The organism is Microbacterium sp. 70-16 (genome assembly GCF_001898315.1).
In the GTDB taxonomy this organism is placed as follows: domain Bacteria; phylum Actinomycetota; class Actinomycetes; order Actinomycetales; family Microbacteriaceae; genus Microbacterium.
The window spans coordinates 1-17,151 of sequence record NZ_MKTQ01000011.1 but is presented as its reverse complement, the minus strand read 5'-3'; the positions used below and the strand labels follow the sequence as shown (position 1 = coordinate 17,151).

20 protein-coding genes are annotated in these 17,151 nt (G+C 69.6%); 12 read left to right on the top strand and 8 right to left on the bottom strand.

Translation table 11 applies throughout. The features are described 5' to 3' along the window. Nucleotides 1–93: 93 nt before the first annotated feature. Nucleotides 94–516, top strand: coding sequence for a GNAT family N-acetyltransferase (locus BGO46_RS04275; protein ID WP_292675499.1), 423 nt, complete (start codon nt 94–96; stop codon nt 514–516). A gap of 135 nt (nt 517–651) precedes the next feature. Here the strand turns inward: BGO46_RS04275 and BGO46_RS04270 are convergent, their stop codons facing one another. Beyond that, entirely contained in the window at nt 652–1,551 is a 900-nt protein-coding gene (locus BGO46_RS04270; protein WP_292675497.1) for a LysR family transcriptional regulator, read from the bottom strand. Nucleotides 1,552–1,662: 111 nt separating this feature from the next. On the opposite strand from BGO46_RS04270, the gene BGO46_RS04265 reads away from it, so the two are divergent. Beyond that, nucleotides 1,663–2,349, top strand: a complete 687-nt coding sequence (locus BGO46_RS04265; protein WP_292675494.1) for a type 1 glutamine amidotransferase domain-containing protein — start codon at nt 1,663–1,665, stop codon at nt 2,347–2,349. Nucleotides 2,350–2,783: 434 nt separating this feature from the next. Here the strand turns inward: BGO46_RS04265 and BGO46_RS04260 are convergent, their stop codons facing one another. Beyond that, nucleotides 2,784–3,251 (bottom strand): VOC family protein, encoded by a 468-nt coding sequence (locus BGO46_RS04260; RefSeq protein WP_292675491.1) that lies wholly within the window; start codon nt 3,249–3,251, stop codon nt 2,784–2,786. A gap of 105 nt (nt 3,252–3,356) precedes the next feature. On the opposite strand from BGO46_RS04260, the gene BGO46_RS04255 reads away from it, so the two are divergent. Beyond that, nucleotides 3,357–4,310, top strand: a complete 954-nt coding sequence (locus BGO46_RS04255) for a WYL domain-containing protein (RefSeq protein ID WP_292675488.1) — start codon at nt 3,357–3,359, stop codon at nt 4,308–4,310. A gap of 542 nt (nt 4,311–4,852) precedes the next feature. On the opposite strand, the gene BGO46_RS04250 is transcribed toward BGO46_RS04255, so the two are convergent. The 5 genes from BGO46_RS04250 to BGO46_RS04230 all read right to left on the bottom strand — a co-directional run bounded on the left by BGO46_RS04250 (nt 4,853) and on the right by BGO46_RS04230 (nt 10,570). Next, the gene (locus BGO46_RS04250) at nt 4,853–5,497 is read right to left on the bottom strand and encodes a response regulator transcription factor (protein WP_292675485.1); all 645 of its coding nucleotides are present in this window, start codon (nt 5,495–5,497) and stop codon (nt 4,853–4,855) included. Next, entirely contained in the window at nt 5,494–6,786 is a 1,293-nt protein-coding gene (locus BGO46_RS04245; protein ID WP_292675482.1) for a histidine kinase, read from the bottom strand. The genes BGO46_RS04250 and BGO46_RS04245 overlap by 4 nt, the downstream gene beginning before the upstream one ends. A 10-nt stretch (nt 6,787–6,796) precedes the next feature. Then, a complete protein-coding gene (locus BGO46_RS04240) occupies nt 6,797–7,576 on the bottom strand; it encodes an ABC transporter permease (protein ID WP_292675479.1) in 780 nt (259 codons plus the stop codon). Nucleotides 7,577–7,580: 4 nt separating this feature from the next. Next, nucleotides 7,581–8,531 carry an ABC transporter ATP-binding protein gene (locus BGO46_RS04235; protein WP_292675477.1) on the bottom strand — a complete coding sequence of 317 codons (951 nt, stop codon included), beginning with the start codon at nt 8,529–8,531 and terminating at the stop codon, nt 7,581–7,583. Between the two features lie 152 nt (nt 8,532–8,683). Beyond that, on the bottom strand, nt 8,684–10,570 hold the full coding sequence (locus BGO46_RS04230; RefSeq protein ID WP_292675475.1) for a heavy metal translocating P-type ATPase: 1,887 nt from the start codon (nt 10,568–10,570) through the stop codon (nt 8,684–8,686). A gap of 281 nt (nt 10,571–10,851) precedes the next feature. Here BGO46_RS04230 and BGO46_RS04225 point away from each other — a divergent pair, with 281 nt between their 5' ends. The 3 genes from BGO46_RS04225 to BGO46_RS04215 all read left to right on the top strand — a co-directional run bounded on the left by BGO46_RS04225 (nt 10,852) and on the right by BGO46_RS04215 (nt 12,321). Next, entirely contained in the window at nt 10,852–11,112 is a 261-nt protein-coding gene (locus BGO46_RS04225) for a hypothetical protein (protein WP_292675473.1), read from the top strand. Between the two features lie 91 nt (nt 11,113–11,203). After that, nucleotides 11,204–11,767, top strand: a complete 564-nt coding sequence (locus BGO46_RS04220; RefSeq protein WP_292675470.1) for a TetR/AcrR family transcriptional regulator — start codon at nt 11,204–11,206, stop codon at nt 11,765–11,767. Further along, the gene (locus BGO46_RS04215; RefSeq protein ID WP_292675467.1) at nt 11,764–12,321 is read left to right on the top strand and encodes an SRPBCC domain-containing protein; all 558 of its coding nucleotides are present in this window, start codon (nt 11,764–11,766) and stop codon (nt 12,319–12,321) included. Before BGO46_RS04220 ends, BGO46_RS04215 begins: the two co-directional genes overlap by 4 nt. On the opposite strand, the gene BGO46_RS04210 is transcribed toward BGO46_RS04215, so the two are convergent. Continuing rightward, a complete protein-coding gene (locus BGO46_RS04210) occupies nt 12,318–12,896 on the bottom strand; it encodes a hypothetical protein (protein WP_292675464.1) in 579 nt (192 codons plus the stop codon). The genes BGO46_RS04215 and BGO46_RS04210 overlap by 4 nt on opposite strands. 123 nt (nt 12,897–13,019) lie before the next feature. On the opposite strand from BGO46_RS04210, the gene BGO46_RS04205 reads away from it, so the two are divergent. From BGO46_RS04205 to BGO46_RS04180, 6 genes are all read left to right on the top strand, one after another. Continuing rightward, complete coding sequence (locus tag BGO46_RS04205; RefSeq protein WP_292675462.1) at nt 13,020–13,154, top strand: hypothetical protein; 135 nt, start codon at nt 13,020–13,022, stop codon at nt 13,152–13,154. Nucleotides 13,155–13,236: 82 nt separating this feature from the next. After that, nucleotides 13,237–13,617: a thioredoxin gene (gene trxA, locus BGO46_RS04200; protein WP_292675458.1), complete on the top strand. Its 381-nt coding sequence runs from the start codon at nt 13,237–13,239 to the stop codon at nt 13,615–13,617. Further along, nucleotides 13,614–15,305: an FAD-dependent oxidoreductase gene (locus BGO46_RS04195; RefSeq protein ID WP_292675456.1), complete on the top strand. Its 1,692-nt coding sequence runs from the start codon at nt 13,614–13,616 to the stop codon at nt 15,303–15,305. The genes trxA and BGO46_RS04195 overlap by 4 nt, the downstream gene beginning before the upstream one ends. A 46-nt stretch (nt 15,306–15,351) precedes the next feature. Further along, complete coding sequence (locus tag BGO46_RS04190; protein WP_292675453.1) at nt 15,352–15,573, top strand: hypothetical protein; 222 nt, start codon at nt 15,352–15,354, stop codon at nt 15,571–15,573. A 13-nt stretch (nt 15,574–15,586) separates the two neighbouring features. Next, on the top strand, nt 15,587–15,862 hold the full coding sequence (locus tag BGO46_RS04185; protein ID WP_292675450.1) for a metal-sensitive transcriptional regulator: 276 nt from the start codon (nt 15,587–15,589) through the stop codon (nt 15,860–15,862). Between the two features lie 180 nt (nt 15,863–16,042). Beyond that, nucleotides 16,043–16,357, top strand: coding sequence for a hypothetical protein (locus BGO46_RS04180; protein ID WP_292675448.1), 315 nt, complete (start codon nt 16,043–16,045; stop codon nt 16,355–16,357). The last annotated feature ends 794 nt before the right edge of the window (nt 16,358–17,151 follow it).

The window sequence follows — 17,151 nt, the reverse complement described above, 5'->3', positions numbered from 1 at the left end:
CCGGCGGAAGGGTGGCGCAATTTCACCCTTCGAGGCATCCGAGGTCCTCATTTGCGCCAGCAACTTCAGCCGCAGGTCGGGAATGATGGCACCATGCAGATCGAGTACGACGACGACCCCGCGCGGGTGCAGCGCGAGGTCGTGCGCGAGTGGTTGAAGACCGAGGCCTACTGGGGCACGTGGCGCGGCGACGCCGAGATCGACGCGTGCATCGATGGCGCGTGGCGCGTAGTCGGTGCCTACCGCGGCGACACGGGTGCCCTCGTCGGGTTCGCCCGTGCGGTCTCAGACGGAGTCGGGTTCGCCTACCTCGCCGATGTGTTCGTGCTTCCCGAGGCACGCGGCGAGGGCGTGGGCACGGGGCTCGTCCGCACGATGATCGACGAGGGCCCGGGTGCGGCGTTCCGCTGGACGCTCTTCACGAAGGATGCCCACGGCCTCTACCGCAAGTTCGGCTTCGCCGAGCCCGACGCGAGCGCCATGGTCCGCGTCGCGGGCGACCTGCAGTCCCGCTGACCTCGCCGCCCCGCCGGCTCGCTCAACCCGGCCCCGCTCGCCCCGAGAAACCACATCCCGCGTGGGAAACACGCGCTCCCGTGGTTTCTCGCGCTGAGCTGGTTTCTCACGCCGGATGCCCGGCACGCACCCCCCTCAGAACACGTCCCACTCTCGCGCCCGCTCGCGCAGGCGCTCCGCAACGTGCGCGGTTGCCGCCGACGGGGCATCCCGAGCACGTAACGCCAGGTACAGCGTGTTCAGCGGCAGTTCGTCGCTGTCGTGCGCCTTGCGGACGAGCCCCGCGTGCAGGGCCGGCTCAGCGAGGTAGCGCGGGAGCACCGAGAGGCCGACGCCGGCCACGACGGCAGCAAGCACCCCGCGCAGATCGGGCACGATCAGCGCGATCGGCCCCGTCGGGCGCTCCCCGAACTGACTGCGCCAGTAGCGCCGCAGGATCGAGGGTTGCGCGTCGTACGCGACGAGCGGAATGCTCCCGAGCGCCGAGGCGGGGTCGGTGCGCAGGCGCTCGGGATTGATGCGATCCACGAGCGCCGGCGCACCGATCAGCACGAACTCCTCATCGATGAGCCCCCGGTAGCGCAGCGCCGCATTTGTCGGGCGGATCGAGGACACGACGAGGTCGAGCGCACCGGCGGCGAGTTGATCAAGCAGCGGCTCAGCGAGACCGAGCGTGAACTCGAGACGCAAACCCGAACCCGCCAAGGGCGCCAGCGCCGGGATCACGCGCGCGGCGATCACGTCGCTCGCACCACCGATGCGGACGACGCCGCGTGGCGCGGGGTCGGGGCGATCCCACACGGTGCCGAGAGCGTCGATGGCATCCGCTACCTGCGCGGCGAGCGCGTCGGCACGTGCTGTCGGGGTCACACCGCGCCGGCCGCGTTCAAACAGGACGGTGCCGAGTGACTGCTCGAGCGTCGCGATGCGCTCGCTGACCGAGGGCTGACTGCGGCCAAGGCGGGATGCCGCGGCCGAGATCGACCCGGCACGGTACACCTCCAGGAATGTCGCGAACAGATCAAGGCTCCGCATTCCATCAATTTATCTATGCCAGATGCCAGTTGGTATGGAATCTGACTGATTGCATGGTGTTGAACTGCTCAGGCGCGCGGCAGACGGCCGCGCACGCGAAAGGACAGCCTCATGTCGGAAGTACTCATGGTCGTGACCGGTGCCGACCGCCTCATGCTCGCTGACGGGACCTCACACCCGACAGGTTTCTGGGCCGAGGAACTCGTCGAACTGCACCGGGGCCTGACCGCCGCCGGCCACACCGTCGCCATCGCGACCCCGCAGGGAGTCGTGCCCACGGTCGATCCTGGCAGCGTCGACACGTCGACCGAGTCGGGGCGCGAGATCGCCGACGCCCTCGCCGCGCTGGCGCCGGAACTCGGCGCCCCGCTGCGCCTCGACGAGATCGCCGCAGGCGCGTACGACGCCGTCGTGTTGCCCGGCGGACACGGCCCGATGGCTGACCTCGCCGCCGATCCAGACCTCGGCCGCCTGCTGATCGACGCCGATAACCGGGGCGCCGTCGTCGGCGTTCTGTGCCATGGCCCCGCGGGACTGCTCTCGGCCGTCAGCGACGACGGCTTCGCCTTCACGGGTCGACGCCTCGCCGTCTTCACCGACGAGGAAGAAGCCCTGGGCGGACTCGGCGCCAACACGCCCTATCTCGTCGCCTCTCGGCTGGCCGAGCTGGGAGCGGTCCTCTCGACCGGCGAACCCTGGAGCAGCACGGTCGTCGTCGACGGCAACCTCGTCAGCGGCCAGAACCCGCAGTCGTCGGTCGCGACGGCGGCGGCGATCGTCGCCGCGCTCGCTCACTGAGAGTCATGGGCAGGATGCCCGGCTGATGCGACATCCCGCCTCCTCGATGGGTGGCGCTGCGGACCATCTCAGAAAACGCGAGCTGGTCCGCAGCGCCACCTCGATTCGCCACCGCGGAAGCAGGTGGCAGGCCCGACCAGCTCGAGGCATCCCATCTGGTCGGCAGTGCCACCTCGATTCGCCACCGCGGAAGCAGGTGGCGCGCCCGACCAGCTCGAGGCATCCCACCTGGTCCGCAGCGCCACCGCGATCGCTGACCCGCAGAGGTCTCCCACTCCGCAAAAGGTTGGCGCAATTGCGCCCCTCGAGGCATCCGAGGCATGCATTTGCGCCAGCGAAAACGCCGGCCCCGCAAATGGATGCCACGAATGCGCCCCTCCACCAGCCGGAGGGGCGCATTCGCGCCACCAAAAAACAGCGACCCGAACTCCCGCTCAGGCGCGAGCCGCGGGCTGCACGTCGATGACCCAGGTGACGCCGAAGCGGTCGGTGAGCATGCCGAAGCCGGCGCTCCACGCCGAGGCAGCGAGCGGCTCGATCACCTCGGCGCCGGCGGCGAGCCCCTGCCAGATCGCGGATACTTCGTCGAGCGACGCGCCGCGCACCGACTGGAAGAAGGCGCGGTCGGTGATGGTCACACCGTTCTCGCGGTGCGTGTGGCCGGCCGTCGCCGCCGAGTCCGGGTCGTCGTGGCCGGGGATGTCGTAGGCCATGATGCGGAAGCCGTCGGCGTTCTCGACCTGACCGAAGACGAGCTTGTCGGCGCCGCGGGCATCCTGTGGCATCCCGAAGTCGCCGTACGTGGCTGCGACGACGGTGCCGCCGAATACGCTCTGGTAGAACTCGAGCGCCTGGCGCGCGGTGCCTCGGAAGTTCAGGTGGGTGGTCGTGGTGATGCTCATGAGCGTGCCTTTCGTTCTGGAAGAGTCACGGCGTCTGGCCGCACAACCCAGCGTGCACGGCATAGAGGACAGGAAATGTCCTCTACTCCTGAAATACTCGGAGGTATGCCCGCAACCTCGTCACGCATGCTCGCGCTGCTCTCGCTGCTGCAGTCGCGCCGCGACTGGCCGGGCCAGGTGCTCGCCGATCGGCTCGAGGTGACGACGCGCACCGTGCGCCGCGACGTCGACAGGCTGCGCGAGCTGGGCTACTCGATCGCCGCGACGAAGGGCCCCGACGGCGGATACCGGCTCGCCGCCGGCTCCGAGCTGCCACCGCTCCTCTTCGACGACGAGCAGGCCGTCGCGATCGCGATCGCCCTGCAGAGCGCGCCGTCGACGGGAGTCGACCTCGACGAGGCGGCGGCGCGCGCCCTTACGACCGTGCGCCAGGTGATGCCGTCGCGGCTGCGGCACCGCATCGACGGCATCCGCTTCACCGACGCCGGGTCATCCGGCAGTTCCGACCGTGTCGATCCGAAGGTGCTCGAAGCGGTCACCGCCGCAACGCGCGACCGCTTGACGCTCCGCTTTGACTACGGCGCCGCCGACCGCCCACCGCGACGCGTCGAACCGCACGCGGTCATCGCCCGCAGCGGCCACTGGTACCTCATCGCGTGGGACCTCAACAAAGACGAGTGGCGCATCTTCCGACTCGACCGACTGGCCCCCAAGTTCCCTGGCGGCCGGCCGTTCACGCCGCGCCCGATCCCGACCGGCGACGCGCGCACGTTCCTCGCGGCGCGTTCCAAAGGGTCGGATGCCACGGATGCGTGGCCCTGCACCGGTGAGTTCCTGCTTGAGCTTCCCGTGCCCGAGGTCGCACCGTGGCTGGGCGACGGCGAGCTCGAGCAGGTCTCCGATACCACGACGCGCGTGCGCGTCGGGTCGTGGTCGTGGGCGGGGCTGCTCGCGTGGATCATGCGGTTCGACGCGCCGTTCACAATCGTCGGGCCGCAGGAGTTCGTCGACGCCCTCCCCCAGCTCGCCGCCCGCGTGAGCGCGGCATCCCCCTCGTGAAGCCGCGTGAATCAGGTGGCGCGCCGGACCAGCTCGCGGCACCTGAGGTAGTCGCGAGCGCCACCTGGATTTGCCGCGGCGGAGATGGGTGGCGCTGGCGACCAGTTCGGGGCATCCCAACTGGTCGGCTGCGCCACCTGGATTCGCCGGGGTGGAGAGGTGGAGCGCCGGACCACCTCGAGGCGTCCGAGTTAGGCGCGAGCGCCACCTCGATTCACCGCGGCGGAGATGGGTGTCGCGCCGGACCAGCTCGAGGCACCCGAGGTAGTCGCGGATGCCACCTCGATCCCCCCAACCCGCAAATGGTTGGCGCGATCGCGCCCCTCGAGGCATCCGAGGCGCGCATTTGCGCCATCCAAGTCAGCGGCCCCAGAAATGGATGGCGCAATTGCGCCCCTCAGACCGCGCGAGGCACTCATTTGCGCCATCGAAATCACGCACGCGATGAGGACGCGCCACCAGAATCACCGCGCCAGTAGGATGCCACGACCAGCACCCCACAGCGAGCAGACGCGACCTCCGACGCCCCGAGCAGGGAGCCCTCAGATCCAGCCGTTGTCCTGGGCGATGCGCACGGCGGATGCCCGGTTGCTCGCGCCGACCTTGCCGATGGCGGCCGACAGGTTGTTGCGCACGGTTCCGGCCGACAGGAACACCTCGGCGGCGATCGCGGCGGCGCTGCGCCCGTCGGCGGCGAGCCGCAGGATCTGCCGCTCGCGGTCACTCAGCGGGTTGGCGCCCTCGAACAGGCTCGCCTCGGCTAGCGCCGGGTCGACGACCCGCAGCCCCGCGTGGATGCGCCGCACGGCGTCGGCGAGCTCGTCGACGGGGGCATCCTTCACGACGAAGCCCGCGGCACCGGCATCCAGCGCCGCACGCAGATAGCCCGGGCGCGCGAACGTCGTCACGATCAGCACCCGCGTGTCGGGACTCGCCGCGCGCACGGCACGGGTCGCCTCGATGCCGTCCATGCCGGGCATCTGGATGTCCATGAGGCAGACGTCCGGCCGGGTCTCGGTCACGACGCGCACCGCCTCGGCCCCGTCACTTGCGGCGCCGACCACCTGCATGTCGGGCTCGAGGTCGAGCAGCGCCGCGAGCGCACCGCGCAGCATCGCCTGATCGTCGGCGAGCACGAGCCGGATCGGCCCGGCCCCACCCCCGGCCGCGGCGTCGCCCGCGCTCACCACGTCACCGCCACCCGGGTCCCATGCGGCTGCGCCGCCGTCATCGACAGCACCGCCCCGGCCATCGCGGCGCGTTCGCGCATTCCCCGGATGCCATTGCCCTCCACACCCGAGACGGCCGCGTCACCAGACCCAGACCCAGTCTCAGACTCGGCACCAGAACCCGAACCACCAGATCCAGAGAAGATCCCCGCCCCATCGTCGGTCACCGACAGCCCGCCCGGCGTGATCCGCACGACGACCGCCGTCGCGTGCGCGTGCCGCAGCACATTGGTCGTCGCCTCGCGCAGGATCCAGCTCGCCGTCAGCGACTGCGCGGGCGACAGCGCCGCGACGTCACCCTCGAGGCGGAGCGTCACCCCGGCATCCTTCAGCACGTCACGACTCGATGCGAGTTGGTCGGCGAGCGTCGCGCTGCGCACGCCCGCGACGGTCTCGCGCACTCCCGCGATCGCCTCGGCGGTCAGCGCCTCGATGTCGGCGAGCTCGGCTTTGGCCCGCTCGGGGTCGGCATCGATGAGCCGCCGCGCGAGCTGCGCCTTCATGCGCACGACCGTGAGCGAATGCCCGATCAGGTCGTGCACGTCGCGCGCGACGGCCTCGCGTCCCTCGCTCGTCGCCAGTTCGAGACCGAGTTTCTCGGCCTCGTCCGACCGGATGATCAGCGACGTCGACACCGTGTTCACGACGCCCAGCAACACGACGATCGCGAGCACCGACAGGTAGTCCGACTCGCCGGGCACCCACAGCGACACGGCGGCGGTGATGGCGATGCCGACGCCCGTCGTCACCCAGTGCGCGATGCGCGTGAGCCCGTACGAGGCGAACGACATGATGAACGGGACGAAGCTCAGGGCGTTCGCGCCGACGGCCGGAACGGTGCATGCCGCGCACACGATGAGCCCGGCGAATGCTGTCCACTGGATTGCCTTGGGCGGCGTCGTCAGTCCCCCACCCGACCCGCTCATGCCGTTGATGAACCCGCAGACGTAGACGACAGCGAACGCCACGAGGCCGACCCAGCCGGTGACGATCCAGGCGACATCCGCCGTCGACCGCACGAGGCCCATCACCGGGTAGATCAGGAACACGAGCCAGACGACGGCCATCATCCAGCCGTACTTCTCCCAGACCTGGCCCGCATCGCGATGACCCGACCCGCGCCCGCCGCGCCAGCGGCGTGACCCCCGCGAGCCCCGCGCGCCGCGCGCCGCCCACGCCGCCGGAGGCGCGCCGGCGGCCGCGACGATCTTCGCGTCGTCGCGGCCGGGCGCCACCTCGTCGGTCATGGCTCCGACCCTATCGGCGCGAGCGTGACCGCTTGACACCCGCGGCGACGAGCACCGAGAAGACGACGACCCACGCGACGATGTTCAGCAGCACGACCCACAGCGACTCGGTCTGCCCGGTCGTGAGCAGGCCGTCATTGAGCGGCCAGCGGCTCAGCGCGACGTAGCCGTACATCGGCGTGAACCGGGCGATGTCGAGCATCGTGCCGTCGAGCGGGATGAAGACGTTGCCGAAGAACGCGAAGAACGTCAGCGAGATGGATGCCAGGGCCGCGGCCGTGTCGGAGTTGAAGAACAGTCCGACGCCGAGCCCGTACAGCCCGAACATGAGCCCGACGCCGAGGATGATCCCGGCGCACGCGAACCAGCGCCACGCATCCTCGGCCTCGGCACCGGTGATGAGTCCCGCGACGAACACCGCGGCCACCGCGAGCGCTGCGAACGACACGGCGGTGATGAGCTTGGTCGCCGCGTACCCGATCGTGCCGAGCGGCGTCATCGCGAGCTGGCGCCCCCAGCCCTGCTTGGCCTCGGTCGCAGCGAGCGAGGTGATCGAGCTCATCGCGACGGTCGTGCCGTAGGCGGCCATCGACACCATGACGTAGAACGAGACGTTGCCGTGCCCCGCCGACTGCGAGCCGTAGCCCATGCCGGCGCCGAACAGCAGGTACATCGCGACGGGCATCCCGAGCGTGAAAGCGAGGGTGTAGGGGTTGCGCAGCTGGCGCATCGCCTCGACGCGCAGCATGGTGGGCGAGATCCGCGGGGCAGCCGCGAGTGCGTTCGACATGATGTCAGTCCTCCGTCAGTGCCGTGAAGGCGGTTTCGAGTGTGGGCGCGGCGATCTCGAGATCATGAGCGCCGGCGTTCAGAAGGATGGATGCCACGGCATCCGAGTCGGCCGCGCGCAGGCTCACGCGCTCGGCGTCGACCCGCAACTCGGTGACGCCCTCGGTCGCGCCGAGCGTCGCCATGAGCGCGTCGGCGCCGGTGGCCGGCAGGGTTGCGGCGAGCAGGCGCGCGCCGAGGCTTGCGCGCAGGCTCGCGGTCGGGGCATCCGCCACGATCTTTCCGCGGTGCATCACGACCGTGCGGCGGGCGAACTGCTCGGCCTCTTCGAGGTAGTGCGTCGCGAAGACGATCGTGCGCCCGGCGTCTGCATCGGCGCGCATGACGTCCCAGAAGTGGCGGCGCGCGGTGACGTCCATGCCGGCGGTCGGCTCGTCGAGCACCAGGATGTCGGGATCGGCGACAAGCGCGAGCGCGAACTTGACGCGCTGCTGCTCTCCGCCCGAGCACTTCGAGATGCGCCGACGCGAGAGTTGTGTGAGGTCGGCGCGGGCCAAGACGTCGGGCACGCGGCTGAGCGCGGCGCGGCCGTGCAGCGACGCGATGACCTCGACCGTCTCGCGGACGGTCAGGTCGGAGAGCAGGCCGCCGGTCTGCAGCACAGCGGCGATCCGGCCGGATGCCGCGGCCTGCGCCGCCTTCTGCCCGAACACGCGCACGCTGCCCGAGCTCGGGTCGGTGAGTCCCAGCAGCATGTCGAGGGTCGTCGTCTTGCCGGCGCCGTTGGGGCCGAGCAGGGCGACGATCTCGCCGCGGCGCACCGTCAGGTCGACGCCGTCGACGGCGGTGACGGTGCGTTCGCCGAGGCCGTAGCTGCGGTGAAGGTCGTCGAGGACGATGACGTCGTCGGTCGCCGCCGACGTCGTCGGGGTGAGAGCTTCCGTTTCGGTGATCATGGTCCCACTCTGGCCTCCGCCGTGCGGCAGGTCAGGAGGCCGGTGTCACCGATGCGGCGTGATACGTGTCACGTGGGCGGCGGATGCCCCGGGCATCCGCCCCGCCTTCGCCCGGGCATCCCTCTCACCCTCAGCCGACCCGACGCAAACGGTCAGTCACCCACGCGCGCAGCGACAACACGCGTCGGCTCGCGCCCAACGGCCAGGCCCGTCGGCGGGCCGCTGAGAGCGCGCAGCGCGTAGAGGATCGTCGCCAGGTCGACGAGCTCTTGCGTGAGCGCGCCGACGACGGCGGGGATGACGCCGGTCATCGCGATGATCATGAGGCCGATGCTGAGGGCGATGCCGATCCAGATCGCCGTCAGCGCGACGCGCACCGTGTGGCGCCCGATGGCGACGCCGTCGACGACCCGATCGAGCGAGTCGACGAGGACGACGATATCCGCCGCCTCTCCCGCCGCGGTGGCACCCTTCGCGCCCATCGCGATGCCGATGTCGGATGCCGCGAGCACGGGCGCATCGTTGACTCCGTCGCCCACCATCATCATGGGGCGTGGCCGCAGTCCCGCTGCGAGCTGCACCTTTTCGGGCGGGAGCAGCTCGGCGTGGATCTCGTCGATGCCGACCTGACCGGCGATCGATTCCGCGGTCGTGCGCATGTCGCCGGTGAGCATCGCTATGCGCTCGACGCCGTGCGCGCGCAGCCACGAGATGACCCCGGCCGACTCCGGACGCGCCGCGTCGGCGAGCACGAGCACACCGGCGAACCGGCCGTCGACGCTGACGTACGCGGCGGCCTGGCCCGCGTCGATGCGGGGGCGCGGCTCGTCCGGTGCGACGTAGGCGGGCTTGCCGACGACGATCGTGCGCCCTTCGATCACGGCCGTCACGCCGTTCGTCGCGACTTCGCTGGCGCTGTCGGCGCCCAGCAGCTCCAGGCCGCGCTCGCGCGCTGCGCGTCGGATGCCCTCCGCCAGCACGTGCGACGAGTACTGCTCGGCCGACGCTGCCAACTGCAGCACATCGTCGGCGTCGAAGCCCTCTGCGGGGCGGACGTCGACCAGTTCGGGCCTGCCGACGGTGAGCGTGCCGGTCTTGTCGAAGGCGGCCGACCGCACGCGGGCGAGCTGCTCGATGACGGCGCCGCCCTTCATGATGAGCCCGCGCTTGGCGGCACGCGAGAGGCCGCCCAAGAAGGCGACCGGCGCCGCGATCAGCAGCGGACAGGGCGTGGCGAGCACGAGCACCTCGGCGAAGCGTGTCGAATCGCCCGACAGTGCCCACGCCGTGCCCGCGAGCACGAGCGACACGGCCGTGAAGGGGACGGCGAACCGGTCGGCCAGCCGCACGACGGGGGCGCGCGAATCCTGGGCGGCGTTCACGAGCGCGATGATCTGCTGGTACTGGCTGTCGGCGCTGCGACGCAACGCGCGGATCCGCACGGCACGCGTGCCGTTGATCGCTCCCGACAGCACTTCTCCCCCGGCCTCGCGCGTCACGGGCATGCTCTCGCCGGTGAGCGACGACTCGTCGAAGGTGCCCGTGTCACTGAGCAGGATGCCATCGACCGGCACGATCTCGGAGGGGCGCACCAGCAGCACGTCACCGATGACGACGTCATCGACCGCGGCATCCTGCACCTCGTCCGACTCGGACTGCGGGTGCACGAGCACGTGTGCGATGCGCGGCGATCGGTCGAGCAGGGCAGTCAGGTCGCGCTTCGCGCGCCGCGCGGCGAAGTCTTCGAGCGCTTCACCGCCCGACAGCATCAGCACGATGATCAGCGACGCGAGGTACTCGCCGACGGCGATCGTCGCGACCATCGCGACGACGGCCAGCACGTCGAGGCCGATCTGGCCGCGGATGACGTCGCGGATCATGCCCACGAGCGTCCACACGACGATGACCGCGACGTACGCGGTCGCGATCCAGCGCCCGGCACTCTGCTGGCCCGTCGCATGCAGGATGAGCACGAGCGCGAGCACGACCACCGTCGCCGTGATGACGGGGTATCGCCAGAGCAGCCGAAGTGCGCGCATGCCTTCAGCTTGGCCCGGTCAGCGGGGGTTTTCCAGGATGGTGAGGCTTGCCTGGCGCCGCGGCGCCGGCCCGTGTCGCGCGGCCCGGCACCGCCCGGCGTCGCCCGGTCTCGCCCGGCCTCGCTAGCGCGCGGCGCATAACTCAGGCAGATCAGCGCGTGTGAACCCGAATCAGCGCCGAAACTGCGATTCTGCCTGAGTTATGCGCCGGGTGGCAGCCGCGACGACGCCACCCACCTCGACCGTGGACGCCACGGCCTCGCCCCGATAACGTGACAGCCATGAGCGAGGCATCCGCCGGCATCCGTACACCCCTGGTGACGCTGGCTATTGCGGTGGGCATGGCACTCGTCGCCACGGCGTTCTTTCTGCTCAGCGACTGGATCTGGACGCACACCGACACCGTCGACGACACGGGTGTGAACATGCTGTACATCGGATCGTGGGTTCTCTACGCGTGGGCCGCGATCGTGGCGATCTTCGCCATCGTGCACTTCGGCCGGCTCGGCGTCTCGCACGTGCGCCGCTCGGTCAGTCGTTGAGTCGCGCCCACAGCTCGCCCGGGCCCACCAGCCGTTCCGGGGTTCAGCGTTGCGCCTTGCGACAATTCCGCTACTCACGTAGCGTAATGACATGGCCCGCCCGAGAAACCCGGAAGTCGACGTCGCGCTGTTGCGTGACGCAGAGGAGATCCTGCTCGCGCGCGGATACGACGCGCTGAGCATGGAGGAGATCGCCGCGAAGACCGGAGTTGCGAAAACCACGATCTACCGACGCTTCCCGAGCGTCGAGCACGTGGTCGTGGCGCTCCTCGTCTCGTGGCAACGCGAGGTTCCGATTCTCACCGAGGGCGACCTGCGAACGCGGGTTCTCGCCCTTGTCACGCCCCTCGCGCGCGATCTCGACCCTGCTCCCATGCGGCGTGTCGTCGCCGAGCTCGCCGCGGCTGCGGCGCGCGACGAGAGTCTGCGTGCGCAAGTGACGGAACTGTGGCAGTCGCGTCGGGCGGCGGCGGCGAGCGCCCTCCGCGCCACGTTGGGCGATGAGCACGTCGACATCGACGTCGTCCTCGACCTCCTCATCGGTCCGCTGTACTACCGCGTGCTCGTGACGGATGCCCCACTGGGCGACGAGTACGTCACCGCGGTCGTCGACCGGGTGCTGTGGACCCTGAATCTCACGGGAGGTCCTGCATGACCGTCACCACGCCCCAGGCAGGTCCGAACCAGCGACGCCGGCGCGCGGTCGCGCTCCTCATCGCCGGCGTCGCTCTCGTCACCCTCGTGATCGCCGCGCTGTGGCAGCGCGCGCATCCTCACGTGATCTCCGCGAGCATCGAGATGGATGCCTCACCGGCCGACCTCTGGTCGGTCTTGACCGATTTCGAGGCCTATCCCGAATGGAACCCGTCGCTGCTCGGCATGCGTGGCACTCCCGCCGTCGGCGAAGTGCTGAGCTTCCGCACCGCCGAGGACGGCTTCGACATCAAGCCGACGGTGCTCGCCGCGACGCCGGGCAGGGAGCTGCGCTGGGAGGGACATCTCGTCGTCGTGGGCCTCTTCGACGGCGAGCATCGCTTCGTTCTCGAAGAGTTGCCGAGCGGTGGCACACGACTCACTCAGTCCGAGAGTTTTCGCGGCATCCTCATCCCATTCATGGCGGCCTGGCTCGACGAGAACACGCTGGGCGAGTTCGAGGCGATGAATGCCTCACTTAAGGAGCGCACCGAGAAAGCCGTCACCGATTCCTAAGCGCCGCTCGCTTCCACCCTCGCGTTCATCCGTGTGATGAGCGTGGCGACGTCCGCCGTGGTGTAGTTCGGCGCCAGCCCCGAGACGACGTGGCGGCGGATGCGAGAGCGCGCCAAGCGCGCGGCTCTCAGATCGGACACATCGCGAATCGCCTCCGCGAACGCAGCGAAGGAGCGCAGGTCGCGGACCAACGCATCGGTCTGGCGTTCCGGGTCGGTGTTCCATCGCAAGCGATACCACGCGTCCCGGCTGAACGCCGATCCCCAGGCGCGCAGTGGCGCCATCAGGGTCGCGGCATCCGGGTGCCGCTCACCGTCGTCGCGCAACTGCTGTTCGACCTCGCCGAGAGAGATTGCGCCGTACGCCTGAAAGTCCAAGCCGTCGCGAACGTCTCTGCCCGTCATCTCGGAGAGGAGGATCTCACTCCTCACCGTCTCCGACGTGTGCGTCACCCATTCCCATCGCCGGGCACCCGCGGGCGCCGACGCGGTGAACCCTGCCTCCTCGGCAGCGGCGGCGATTCGGGGCAGGAACCGCTCGCCGAAGTCCCGTCGATAGTCCGCTCGTGACGTCACGCGACCAGTTTCCCACCCCTGGCCCCGACGAATCACCCAACCGAACTTGCAATCAGTAAACCCCCGGGGGTATCGTTTGCATACCCCCGGGGGTTTAGGGGTTTTGCAGCGAAGGAGTGGGAGATGTGCAGCAGAGTGACCTGCGCGGAGTGCGGCAAGGCGACGTGGACGGGCTGCGGACAGCACGTCGAAGAGGCGCTGTGGGGCGTGCCCGAGGCGGACCGTTGCCCGGGACACAACGGCGCGGGTGCCGCGTGAGCAGGACACGCGGCACGTCCGACGCGGCGACGGCGACCGGACTCACCGTCTTCGACTGACAACACGAAACGAAAGACCCGACATGGCCACCCAAGAGATCACCATCCAGGGGTTCCACGACGTCGTAGACCAGAACGACATCGTGTTCCTCGACTTCTGGGCCGCGTGGTGCGGCCCCTGCCGGATGTTCGCGCCCGTTCTTGAGAAGGCCTCCGAGCAGCATCCCGACATCGTTTTCGGCAAAGTCGACACCGAGGATCAACGCGAGCTCTCGGCCGCCTTCCGCATCTCCTCGATCCCCACGCTCATGGTGTTCCGCGAGGGCGTGCTGGTCTTCTCGCAGCCCGGCGCTCTCGGCGCGCCGCAGCTCGACCAGTTGATCGCGGGCGTGCGCGGCCTGAACATGGACGCCGTGCGCGCACAGGTCGCCGCGCAGAAGTCGGAGCAGGAGGCCATGCGATGAGGATCGTGATCGTCGGCGGCGTCGCCGGAGGCATGAGCTGCGCCGCCCGCGCCCGCCGACTCGACGAGACCGCCGAGATCGTCGTGCTTGAACGCGGGGCGCACGTATCATTTGCAAACTGCGGTCTGCCGTACTTCGTGGGCGGGGAGATCCCCGACGAGCGGTCGCTACTGGTGCAAACCCCTGCGTCGTTGCGGGCGGCTCTCGACCTCGACGTGCGCACCTGCAGCGAGGTCACGGCCCTCGACACGGCCGCGAAGACCGTGTCGGTGCACACGGAGGAGGGCGCCTACGAGCTGTCCTACGACGCGCTCGTGCTCTCGCCAGGTGCCTCCGCCCTCCGCCCCCCACTGCCGGGCCTCAACTCCCCCCGAGTGCGGACGTTGCGCACCGTGGAGGATGCTGTCGCCCTCCGTGACGAGGTGCACGCGGGGGCTCGGCGGGCCGTCGTGCTCGGCGCCGGCTTCATCGGGATCGAGGCCGCGGAGGCGCTGGCCCGACAAGGCTTGGAGGTCTCCGTCGTCGAGCTCGCCCCACACCCGCTCCCGCCGCTCGAGGCGGAGCTGGCCTGGCTCATCACGCAACAGCTCGGCGAGCTCGGGATCGAGGTGCGCACCGGAATCGCGGCCGCGAGCGTCGAGCACGCGGCGGATGCCGACACGGTTGTGCTCGCCGACGGCACCCGACTCGCGGCCGACATCGTCGTGCTCTCGGTCGGCGTGCGCCCCGACACAGCGCCCTTCGAGGCGGCGGGCATCGCCTGCGAGCGCGGCGCGATCGTCGTCGACGCGCACGGCCACACCTCCGCCCCGGGCGTATGGGCGGTAGGCGACGCCACCGTCTCGGTCGACTCGGTCACCGGCATCCGTCGTCCGGTGGCCCTCGCGGGTCCCGCGAACCGCGCCGGGCGTTTGGTAGCCGACGACATCCTGCGCCCCGACGAGGCGCGGGCCGTCCCCCGCCCGATCGGCACGGCGATCGTGCGGGTCGGCGAGCTCACCGCCGCGCTCACCGGCGCGAACCGTGCGGCGCTGGATGCCGCGGGCATCGACTACCGAACCCTGCATCTGCACCCGAATCAGCACGCGGGCTATTTCCCAGGCGCCGCCCAGGTGCACCTCGTCGTGCAGATCCGCACCGCCGACGGCCTGCTGCTCGGCGCCCAGGCGGCCGGCACCGAAGGCGTCGACAAGCGCATCGACGTGCTGGCGACCGCGATCCGCGCGGGCCTGCGCGTCGACGACCTCATCGACCTGGATCTCGCCTATTCCCCGCCCTACGGGCAGGCGAAGGATCCGATCAACCTCACGGGCATGGTCGGCGAGAACGTACTGACCGGCACGCTGCGGCTCTGGTACCCGGAGGAGCTCGACGCAGCGCGGGAGAACGCGCTGATCCTCGACGTGCGCACACGGTCCGAGTACGCCACCGGCGCCGTCCCCGGCTCGCTCAACATCCCGCACACCGAGCTGCGGGAGCGCCTCGGCGAGGTGCACGACGCCGCGGCCGGCCGGCCGGTGCGCGTCATGTGCCAGTCGGGCGTGCGGTCGGCGATCGCCCACCGCGTGGTGGCCCAGGCGGGCTTCGACTCCGCCTCGCTGTCGGGCGGCATGCTGACACTGCGTGCCTGGCTCGGCGAGCGCCAGGCCGAGGTGCTCGAGCAACCCGGAGTGCTCGCGGATGCGTAGGCTCGCTGCGACATCCTGCTCTCGGAGCAGGTCGGAGCGCATACTGATGGCCCTCACCGCGGTCTTTCTCGGAGCGTTCTCGCTGAGCTCGCTCGACCGGCCGTGGTGCGCCCTCCCCGCCGGCGCGTGTGCGACATTCCTCACGGTCGGCGCGGTGGCCGGCTGGTGCCCGACGCAGTTGCTCGTGCGCCGGGATGCGCAGGCGCCGGCGAATACGCTCGGCGACGACGAGGCCCGCCAGCCCATCAACAATCACTCCCGACCCTGAAGGGACACCTCTCATGAGCACGACCGATGCCGAAGCGCACAAACGCATCATCAACCGCCTCCGCCGCGCCCGCGGCCAACTCGACGCCGTTATCGCAGCGGTCGAGAGCGAACGCCCGTGCCGTGAGGTCGTGACACAGCTCTCGGCCGTGTCGAGCGCGCTCGATCGCGCCGGCTTCGCGATCGTCGCGACCGCGATGAAGGACTGTATCGCCGACCCGGATGCCGCCCGCGATCAACAGGGTCTGACCACCGAAGAGCTCGAGAAGCTCTTCCTCATGCTCGCCTGATCACACGAAGAAGGAGCAACCCATGTGTTACGCCGTTACCTGCCGAAAGTGCGGCAAGACCACCTGGTCCGGATGCGGACAACACGTCGACCAAGTCATGCGTGGAGTACCCGCGTCGCAGCGCTGCCAGGGCCACCAAAGCGAAAAGGGCACAGGCTTCTTCGCGAAACTGTTCGGACGATGAACGCCGACGGATCCCGCCGCGTCGTCGTACACGTCAGCGACGACCCAGGCGACCTCGACCGCGCAGTCTCCACAGCTCAATCACTGCGCGACGCGTTCCCTGACGCCGAGGTGCGCGTGATCGTCAACGGCCCAGCCCTCGACGGACTCCGCGAAGGCCAGGCACCGCCCGGCGTCGAGGCCTGCGCGATCGGCCTCCAACGCCGCGGCATCGACGCCGCCTCACTACGCGCAGTAGTCGAGGTCATCCCCTCCGCCGCCACCGTGCTCGTCGAAGCCCAGTTCGAAGGCGCCGCGTACATCCGCATCTGACGGCCCCAGAGGCAACGGGGTTCTCGCCACCTGGCGCACAACCTAGAGGAGGACAATAGGTTTGAACTTCCCTATTGTCCTCCTCTCCCAGTCGGGATGACAGGATTTGAACCTGCGACCCCTTGACCCCCAGGCGTCCAAACGGCTCCGTTCGAGCGGAAAACCGCGTAGTTCCGCGGATCAGATCATGCAGGGCACGTCACGAGATGCATGGTTTGCATGATTCTGGTCCCCTTTTGGTCCCCTCTAGGAACGTTGCGTGCCCGGCTGCCCTGATGTCATCTCACGCCGCCGGCAGGGTAAACCTGAGGCTCGTTGCGCACTAAGCCCCCTCGCGATACTCCGCGCGCCCGCCGCAAGCGAACTCGATTGAACGACAAAGCCCGAGACTTGGCGATTGCGGGGTATGCAGTCGGCGAGACGACGACCGCCCTTTCCGCCGAGTTCGGTGTCGCCGAATCCACGATCTTGGTATCCCCGCACCAATAATGCCGTCGTAAGCCAACAGCCGATGGTTCCCGAACAGGTGGGCCAGGCAAGCACGCTCTACGAATCCGGTCGCTCGCTCTCAGAGGTGTCCGAGCCCCTCAACGCGGATCAGGAGACCATGCGAACGGCGATCATCAAGGCTGGGGTGGAATTTCGGCCAGCAACTGGCGCAGTTTGAACGTCGCTGCCACACGCCACACTGGTTTTATGGCTCTTCGCAGTTGAGGGTGTAGTCGAGGGTCGGCGGCTGGTTCGCGGATAGACGTCGAGGTCTTCCAGGATGGAAGTTCTCACACTGCCCATCT